8 protein-coding genes are annotated in these 8531 nt (G+C 72.1%); 3 read left to right on the forward strand and 5 right to left on the reverse strand.

The window, feature by feature from the left end; genetic code table 11:
* Positions 1–118: 118 nt before the first annotated feature.
* The gene (gene rpsD / locus LCE31_RS16165; protein ID WP_225014964.1) at positions 119–733 is read right to left on the reverse strand and encodes a 30S ribosomal protein S4; all 615 of its coding nucleotides are present in this window, start codon (positions 731–733) and stop codon (positions 119–121) included.
* A gap of 251 nt (positions 734–984) precedes the next feature.
* Between rpsD and LCE31_RS16170 the strand changes: the two genes are divergently transcribed.
* Entirely contained in the window at positions 985–1677 is a 693-nt protein-coding gene (locus LCE31_RS16170) for a DUF2470 domain-containing protein (RefSeq protein WP_225014972.1), read from the forward strand.
* Positions 1678–1746: 69 nt separating this feature from the next.
* On the opposite strand, the gene LCE31_RS16175 is transcribed toward LCE31_RS16170, so the two are convergent.
* From LCE31_RS16175 to LCE31_RS16190, 4 genes are all read right to left on the reverse strand, one after another.
* A complete protein-coding gene (locus tag LCE31_RS16175) occupies positions 1747–3099 on the reverse strand; it encodes a replication-associated recombination protein A (RefSeq protein ID WP_225014965.1) in 1353 nt (450 codons plus the stop codon).
* 99 nt (positions 3100–3198) lie between these two features.
* The gene (locus LCE31_RS16180; RefSeq protein ID WP_225014966.1) at positions 3199–3834 is read right to left on the reverse strand and encodes a vitamin K epoxide reductase family protein; all 636 of its coding nucleotides are present in this window, start codon (positions 3832–3834) and stop codon (positions 3199–3201) included.
* A gap of 155 nt (positions 3835–3989) precedes the next feature.
* A complete protein-coding gene (hisS, locus tag LCE31_RS16185; RefSeq protein ID WP_225014967.1) occupies positions 3990–5258 on the reverse strand; it encodes a histidine--tRNA ligase in 1269 nt (422 codons plus the stop codon).
* 14 nt (positions 5259–5272) lie between these two features.
* Positions 5273–5998 (reverse strand): MBL fold metallo-hydrolase, encoded by a 726-nt coding sequence (locus tag LCE31_RS16190; protein WP_225014968.1) that lies wholly within the window; start codon positions 5996–5998, stop codon positions 5273–5275.
* Between the two features lie 202 nt (positions 5999–6200).
* Here LCE31_RS16190 and LCE31_RS16195 point away from each other — a divergent pair, with 202 nt between their 5' ends.
* Both LCE31_RS16195 and LCE31_RS16200 read left to right on the forward strand, forming a co-directional pair.
* A complete protein-coding gene (locus LCE31_RS16195) occupies positions 6201–7010 on the forward strand; it encodes a peptidylprolyl isomerase (RefSeq protein ID WP_225014969.1) in 810 nt (269 codons plus the stop codon).
* Positions 7011–7171: 161 nt separating this feature from the next.
* On the forward strand, positions 7172–8401 hold the full coding sequence (locus LCE31_RS16200) for a DUF349 domain-containing protein (RefSeq protein WP_225014970.1): 1230 nt from the start codon (positions 7172–7174) through the stop codon (positions 8399–8401).
* Positions 8402–8531: the final 130 nt, after the last annotated feature.

Consider the following 8531-nt stretch of genomic DNA (forward strand, 5'->3'; position numbering starts at 1 on the left):
CTGGCTGTGACGGGAGTCCGGCAGGGACCGGATTACGGCGTAGGCCCGCCCGCTCCCGCCGGGAGGGCGGGGACGGGCGGGCCTGAAGAGGCGCGCGCGGCGCGAGTGCTGCGTCCGGTCAGCGGGCGTAGTACTCGACGACGAGCTGCTCGTCGCAGATCACCGGAACTTCCTTGCGCTGCGGGTCCCGGTCCAGCCGGAAGGCCAGGGCCTTCAGGTTGACCTGGAGGTAGCGCGGGGTCTCGCCCTCCGTGTCGTTGCCACCCTCGCGGGCCACCTGGAAGGGGACCTTGGAGCGGCTGCGCTCGCGGACCATCACGACGTCGTCGGGACGGACGCGGAACGAGGGCTTGTCGACCTTGTGGCCGTTGACCTCGATGTGGCCATGGACGACCATCTGGCGGGCCTGGTAGATGGTGCGGGCGATGCCGGAGCGCAGGATCAGCGCGTCCAGGCGGCGCTCCAGCTCGATGACCAGGGCCTCGCCGGTCTTGCCCTCGGCCTTGCGGGCGCGGTCGTAGGCGCGCGCCATCTGGCGCTCGCTGATGTCGTACTGCGCGCGAAGGCGCTGCTTCTCCAGCAGACGGACCTTGTAGTCACTGTTCTGCTTGCGGCCGCGGCCGTGCTCGCCCGGCGGGTAGGGGCGGGCTTCGAAGTACTTGACGGCCTTCGGCGTCAGCGCGATACCGAGCGCGCGCGACTTCTTGACCTTGGGACGCGACTGGTTAGGCACGTTCTCCAGACCTCCGTTGTAGGTTAGGTTAGGCTCACCTTACTTAAGGAGATCGCATGTCTCGCCCTGGGAACACCACGCGCATCACAGACGGCCCCGACAAGAGGCGGGGCACCGAATCGACGGAGGTCCGATCAGCTCATGGTCAGCCGCGTCCCTGCCGCGACCGCGAGGCGAACAGCGAACCGGCCGGCGAACCGGACAGTGAACTGAACGAACACGGGCGCCACAACGGGCTGGAGATCGCCCGGATGCCGTCAGCAGCCGAGCGCACACGAACTCTCGTACAGAGTACATGCTCGTCGGTACTGCTCATCCCCGGTCTCGAACAGGCCCCGCCGTACGCCCTGGTACCCGGGGGCAGGGCCGTGGGGCAGGACGGCGAGGTCCTGCTGGTCTTCCCCGAGCGCTCCCCCGCCGTACGGGCCGCCGCCCCCGCGCACGACGACGAGCTCAGCGCCGTGCTCGAAGTCACCGACGTCGCCCCCGTCGCCGTCCCCCACCGCATCCGCGGCCGGGCCTGGGTCTCCGGCTGGCTGACGCGGGTACCCGGCGGGGACCGGCCCGGCAGCGCCACTCTGCGGCTGGAGACCGGAAGCGCCTCGGTGGACGACCTGTGGGGCGCGGAGTCCGTCGAGCCCGAGGCCTTCGCGGCCGCCCGCGCCGATCCGCTCGCCGACCACGAGGCCGAACTGCTCCAGCACCTCGCCGCCGCGCACGGCTCCGAGGTCCAGCTGCTGCGGCGCCTGCTCGACGGGCACACCGGCGCGTACTCCGCCGCGGGCACCGCCGCCGTGCCTCTCGCCCTCGACCGGTTCGGGCTGCGGGTGCGGTTCGTCGGCCCCCGGACCTTCGACGCGCGCTTCGACTTCCTGGAACCGGTCGAGGACATCGGCGGGCTGCGCAGGGCGATGCACACCCTCTTCGAGGCGGCGGCGGGCTGAAGGGCGCGCCCGTGTCCGCCTCCACCGCCACCCCGGACCGCACGGCGCGGGCGCCCGGCGGCAGGGCCGTCAGGACGCGTCGCCGCGCAGCCGCTCGCGCACCTTCTCCACGACGTCCGCGTACCGCGCCTCTGCGCCGTACCGCGTCGGGGCGTAGTACGTGCGGTCCTTCACGCCCTCCGGCAGGTACTGCTGCGCCGCGATCCCGCCCGGCACATCGTGCGGATACACATAGCCCTGCGCGTGTCCCAGCTTGGCGGCGCCCTGATAGTGCCCGTCGCGCAGATGCGGCGGGACCTGGCCCGCGGTGCCCTTCCTGACGTCCTCCAGCGCGGCCCCGATCGCCAGCGTCGCCGCGTTGGACTTCGGGGCGAGCGCCAGCGCGATCGTCGCGTGGCTCAGTGTCAGCGCCGCCTCCGGGAAGCCGATCATCGCCACCGCCTGGGCGGCGGCCACCGCGAGCGGGAGCGCCGCCGGGTCGGCGAGGCCGATGTCCTCGCTCGCCGAGATCATCAGCCGCCTGGCGATGAACCGGGGGTCCTCGCCCGCGTCGATCATGCGGGCCAGGTAGTGCAGGGCCGCGTCCACGTCCGAGCCCCTGATGGACTTGATCAGGGCGCTGGCCACGTCGTAGTGCTGGTCGCCGTCCCTGTCGTAGCTGACCGCGGCGCGGTCGACGGTCTCCTCAAGCGTCGCGAGGGAGATCTCCGCCTCGCCCTTGTCGATCGCGGCGCCCGCGGACGCCTCCAGGGCGGTGAGCGCGCGCCGGGCGTCCCCGCCCGCGATGCGCAGCAGGTGCGACTCGGTGTCCTCGGGCAGGGCGACCGCGCCGCCGAGTCCGCGCTCCTCGTCGAGCGCGCGGCGCAGCAGGGCGCGCAGGTCGTCGTCGGTGAGGGGTTCGAGCGTGAGCAGCAGCGAACGGGACAGCAGCGGCGAGATAATCGAGAAGTACGGGTTCTCCGTGGTGGCCGCGACCAGGGTCACCCAGCGGTTCTCGACGGCGGGCAGCAGCGAGTCCTGCTGGGCCTTGCTGAAGCGGTGGATCTCGTCGAGGAAGAGGACCGTCTCCTTGCCGTACCCGCCGGAGGCGCGGCGGGCGCCGTCGATGACGGTCCTGACCTCCTTGACGCCCGCGGTGATCGCGGAGAGCTCCACGAAGCGCTTGTCGGTCGCCTTGGAGACGACGTACGCGAGGGTGGTCTTGCCGGTGCCGGGCGGGCCCCAGAGGATCACCGAGGACGGCCCGGCGGGGCCGCTGCCCTCGCCGACGAGGCGCCGCAGCGGCGAGCCGGCCCGCAGCAGGTGCTGCTGGCCCACCACCTCGTCCAGGGTGCGCGGGCGCATCCTGACCGCGAGGGGGCTGCTCGAAGGATCTTTCTCCTGGCGGTCTTCCGCCGCTGCGGTAAAGAGGTCGGGCTCCACGCTGGAAAGCCTAAGCCTCACCACTGACACCGCGGTGACCTGTGACCGGCCGTCGATGGCCGGTGACCGGCGGTCGCGGGGCGGCGGGGGCGGGCCGGCTCAGCTGGTCCAGAAGTCCCACCAGTTGGTCAGGATCAGCAGGCCGATGATGGCGAGGTGCAGCGTGGGCAGAATCCAGGTGAAGTCGGCGAAGAAGGAGCGCAGCCAGCGAGGTGCCGGGATCACGCCGTTGCGCACGTTGTGCGACAGGGTGTACCAGAACATGATCACCGTGCCGACCCAGGCCAGCGAGCACCACAGGCACAGCGCGTGGATGCGGTAAAGGGACTGGAACTGGAGCCAGGTCACGAAGCCGACTCCGAACAGGGTGCCCGCCTGGAGCCCCACCCAGTACCACCGCTGGTGCTTGGCGCCGGCAAGGACGGCGAGGCCGATGGCCATGACGACCGGGTAGGCGGCCAGGCCCAGCATCGGGTTGGAGAACCCGAAGACATGGGCCTGGTCGCTCTTCATGACACTGCCGCAGGACACGACCGGGTTGAGGCTGCAACCGGGCACGAAGTCCGGGTTCTTCAGCAGTTTGAACTCGTCCAGGGTGATCACCCAGGCGGCGAGGAGTCCCGCCGCCCCGGTGAGCACGAGCAGCACTCCGAAGGCACGGCTGCCGGCGATCGGCGCGCCGCCGAGCCGTTTCGTATCCCCGCGTGAGGAGACGCTGTCCAGCGTGGTCGTCATATCCCTGTCCGGTCGCTAGGAAGGCGTTGTGGGCAGGGCCATTGTGCCGCACCGGAGTTGCCCCGCACCGTTCGTACGGGATAAGGGCCGGCTGTGAGAACGGCCCCTCTCGCCGTTGACCGCCACCGGCGCTCCGGCCGCGACCGGAGTACCGGTCAGCCCCGGCCGAGCAGCGCCCGCAGCTTGTCGGTCACGGCGTCCAGCGCCACGGCCTCCTGTTCCCCGCTCTCCATGTCCTTGAGCTGGGCGACGCCCTCGGCGAGGTCGCGCTCCCCCGCGACGAGCGTGTACCGCGCGCCCGACCGGTCGGCGCTGCGCATCGCGCCCTTGATGCCCCTGCGGCCGTAGCCGAAGTCCGCGGCGACACCCGCCCGGCGCAGCTCCGTGACCACGGAGAACAGCGCCCGGCGCGCCTCCTCGCCCAGCGGCACGGCGAACACGCTGGTCGCGGGCGGCAGTTGGAGGGTGATCCCCTCCGCCTCCAGCGCCAGCACCGTACGGTCCACACCGAGCGCCCAGCCGACCGAAGGCAGCGCGGGGCCGCCGATCATCTCGGAGAGGCCGTCGTAGCGCCCGCCGCCGCCGACGGCGGACTGGGAGCCGAGGCCGTCGTGCACGAACTCGAAGGTGGTGCGCGTGTAGTAGTCGAGGCCGCGTACGAGCCGCGGGTCGTCCTCGAAGGCGACGCCCTGCGCGCTCAGCAGCGCGCGGACCTCGTCGTGGTAGGCGCGGCACGCCTCGCACAGGTAGTCGCGCAGCAGCGGGACGCCGGTCAGCTGCTGCTGGATGTCGCGGCGCTTGTCGTCGAGGACCCGCAGCGGGTTGATCTCGACGCGGCGGCGCGTGTCCTCGTCCAGGTCGAGGCCGCGCAGGAACTCCTGGAGCGCCTCGCGGTAGACGGGGCGGCACTCGCGGTCGCCCAGCGAGTTGAGCAGGATGCGGAAGCCCCGCAGCCCGAGCGAGCGGTACGCCTGGTCGGCCAGCACGATCAGCTCGGCGTCGAGCGCTGGGTCCTCGGCTCCGATCGCCTCGGCGCCGACCTGCGAGAAGTGGCGGTAGCGGCCCTTCTGCGGGCGCTCGTAGCGGTAGTACGAGCCGGAGTACCAGAGCTTGACCGGGAGGTTGCCCGCCTTGTGCAGATTGGCCTCCAGCGCGGCGCGCAGCACGGACGCGGTGCCCTCGGGGCGCAGCGCGAGGCGGTCGCCGCCCTTGGTCTCGAAGGCGTACATCTCCTTGGTGACGATGTCGGTGGACTCGCCGACGCCGCGCGCGAAGAGTTCGACGTTCTCGAACCCGGGTGTCTCGACGTAGCCGTAGCCGGAGCGCCGGAGCGGCTCCGCGAGGGCCTCCCGCACCGCCAGGTAGGTGGCGGAGGCGGGCGGGAGCAGGTCGTAGGTGCCCTTGGGGGCCTGGAAGGTACTCATGGGGATCGCTGCGTTCACATTCCTCGTCGCGGTGGCGCGTCCGCACCCGTCCCGTACGCGCGGGCGTTGGCCGCCCGGCGGAGGTAGGGGTTGGCGGCGCGCTCCTGGCCGATGGTCGTCTGGGGGCCGTGGCCCGAGAGCACCACGGTCTCGTCGTCGAGCGGGAGGCACACCCGGCCGAGCGAGTCGAGCAGTTCCGCGGTGTCCCCGCCCGGCAGGTCGGTGCGTCCGGCGGAGCCGGCGAAGAGCAGGTCGCCCGAGAACAGGACCGGCGGGATGTCGCCGGCCGTCGTCGTGGGCAGCCCGAAGGTCACCGACCCCTTGGTATGGCCGGGCGCGTGCGCGACGCTCAGGTCGAGCCCGGCCAGGGACAGCCGCGCGCCGTCGGACAGCTCCCGGACGTCGTCGGGCTCGCCGACGGTCAGCTCGCCCATCAGCTGCGCGCCGATCGACCGCCCGAGTGCCTTCTCCGGGTCGCTCATCATGTAGCGGTCGGCGGGGTGGACCCAGGCGGGCACGTTCTGCGCGCCGCAGACGGGCACCACCGAGGCGACATGGTCGATGTGGCCGTGGGTGAGGATCACCGCGACCGGCTTGAGGCGGTGCTTGGCGACGGTCTCGGCGACTCCGTCGGCGGCCTGGTGGCCAGGGTCGATGATCACGCACTCCTCGCCCGCGGCGGGGGCGACCAGGTAACAGTTGGTCGCCCAGGCCCCGGCGGGGAACCCGGCAATGAGCACGATCGTCCTTCATGTCGGTCGGGCCGGCGGACGCGCCGATGCGGCGGTGGCCCCCGGGCGGACGCCACGGCGGGCGTCACGGCAGATCACAGGCTGCGCACAGAGCGTACCGGGACCGCGATTTCCACAGCGAACCCATATAGCGTACGGGGTCAGTCTCGCGGGACGGACACGAGATCCGAGGATATGGGGAGTGGAACCGGTGGCCAACAACGACCAGCGGCGGCGGCAGCTTGCCAGGGAGAAGTTCGAACGGCAGCAGCGGCGCAGGGTGGAGGCCCGCAACCGCGCCAGGCGCCGCAACATCATCATCGCCTCCGTGGGGGCGGCCGTCGTGGTGATCGGCGGCGGCAGCACCGCGTTCGCGGTCATGGGCGGCAGCGACGACGGCAAGAAGGCCGACGCGGCGGCCTCCCCCGCGGCCACCCCGTCGCCGTCGGCCTCCGCCTCGGCCCCGCCCGAGCCGAAGATGACCATCGACAAGACGGCCTCGTACACGATGGACTTCCGGACCAACAGGGGCACCGTCAAGATCGCGATGAACGCGGCGAAGACCCCGCACACGGTCAACTCCTTCAAGTACCTCGCGGACAAGAAGTTCTTCGACAACACCAAGTGCCACCGGCTCACCACGAGCGGCATCTACGTGCTCCAGTGCGGCGACCCGAAGGGCGACGGCACGGGCGGCCCCGGCTACACGATCCCCGACGAGAACCTGACGTCGCTGGGCAAGGCGGGCGCCGACGGCTCCGTCACGTACAAGGCGGGCACGGTCGCGATGGCGAACACCGGCCAGCCGCACACCGGCGGCAGCCAGTTCTTCCTCGTGTACAAGGACTCGAAGCTCCAGCCCAGCTACACGCCGTTCGGCACCATGGACAGCGCGGGGCTGAAGGCGGTACAGGCCGTGGCCAAGGCGGGTGTGGCCGGAAGCACCGCGAAGAAGCCGGTGACCGACGGCGCGCCCAAGGACGCGGTGACTGTGGAGAAGGCCACCGTCGACAAGCAGTGACCTGCTGTAGCGGCCAATGAATTTCGGCCGCCCGGAGTGCGGACAGCCGGGTGGCCGTTCGCCTATGTTGGCGTTATGCAGGGCGGGCGCTGCCCGCCCCGGGAACCGTGGAAGATGCCGGAGGGCCGGGAGCCTTCCGGGCATCAGCTGGAGGAGGCGCTGTGAGCAGCGACCCGTGGGGCCGTGTCGACGAGAGCGGCACCGTGTACGTGCGTACGGCCGAGGGGGAAGTGGTCGTCGGGTCCTGGCAGGCGGGATCGCCGGATGAGGCCCTGGCCTACTTCGAGCGCAAGTACGAGGGCATTGTCGTCGAGATCGGCCTCCTTGAGCGCCGCGTGAAGACGACCGATCTGTCCGCGAAGGACGCGACGGCGGCCATCGACCATCTGCGCGGGCAGGTCGAGGAGCACCACGCCGTCGGCGACCTCGACGCGCTCAGGAAGCGTCTCGACGCGCTCGTCGCGACGGTGGACGCGCGCCGCGAGGAGCGCAAGGCGCACCGCGCGAAGCAGACGGACCAGGCGCGGCAGTCCAAGGAAGCGCTCGTGGCCGAGGCCGAGGAGCTGGCGCAGAGCGAGCAGTGGCGGTCGGCGGGCGAGCGGCTGCGGGCGCTGGTGGACACGTGGAAGGGCCTGCCGAGGCTCGACCGCAAGTCCGACGACGAACTGTGGCACCGCTTCTCGCACGCGCGCTCCGCGTTCTCCAAGCGCCGCAAGGCGCACTTCGCGGCGCTGGACGCGCAGCGCGAGGAGGCCCGCAAGGCCAAGGAGCAGCTGGTGCGGGAGGCCGAGTCGCTGTCGGGGTCCAGGGACTGGGGCGCCACGTCGGCGCGCTACCGCGACCTGATGACGGCGTGGAAGGCCGCGGGCCGTGCGCAGCGCGAGGCGGAGGACGACCTGTGGAACCGCTTCCGCGGCGCCCAGGACATCTTCTTCGCCGCGCGCGGTGAGGTGTTCGCCGAGCGGGACGCCGAGCAGTCGGACAACCTCAAGCTCAAGGAGGAGCTGGCGGCCGAGGCCGAGCGCCTGGTGCCGGTGCGGGACCTGAAGGCCGCGCGGGCCGCGTTCCGCGCGATCAACGAGCGCTGGGAGGCCATCGGCCATGTGCCGAGGGACTCCCGCCCCAAGGTCGAGGGCCGTATGCAGGCCGTCGAGCGGGCGCTCCAGGAGTCCGAGGACACCGAGTGGCGCCGTACGAACCCGGAGGCGCGGGCGCGTGCCGCCGGTCTCACGGGACAGCTCCAGGCGGCCGTGGACAAGCTGCGCGGGCAGATCGACGCGGCGCGCGCGGCGGGCAACAACTCCAGGGCGGACAAGCTGACGCAGGAGCTGGAGGGCCGGCAGGCACTGCTGGACCAGGCGCAGAAGGGCCTTCAGGAGTTCGGCGGCTGAGGACGGGAGTCCACCGCACAGCGGAGGGGGGGGGGGGGGGGGGGGGGGGGCGGGGGCCCCCGCCCCCCCCGCCGGGGGGGGGGGGGGGGGGGGGGGGCGGCCGCCGCCCCCGCGGCGCCCGCCGCGGGAG

This window comes from Streptomyces sp. 8L (genome assembly GCF_020176795.1).
Classification (GTDB): Bacteria; Actinomycetota; Actinomycetes; order Streptomycetales; family Streptomycetaceae; genus Streptomyces.

What these genes read in the sequence shown, in the direction of transcription:
- LCE31_RS16170 (WP_225014972.1), top strand. Translation starts at nt 985, where the DNA reads ATGCCGTCAGCAGCCGAGCGCACACGAACTCTCGTACAGAGTACATGC.
- LCE31_RS16180 (WP_225014966.1), bottom strand. Translation starts at nt 3,834, where the DNA reads ATGACGACCACGCTGGACAGCGTCTCCTCACGCGGGGATACGAAACGG.
- hisS (WP_225014967.1), bottom strand. Translation starts at nt 5,258, where the DNA reads ATGAGTACCTTCCAGGCCCCCAAGGGCACCTACGACCTGCTCCCGCCC.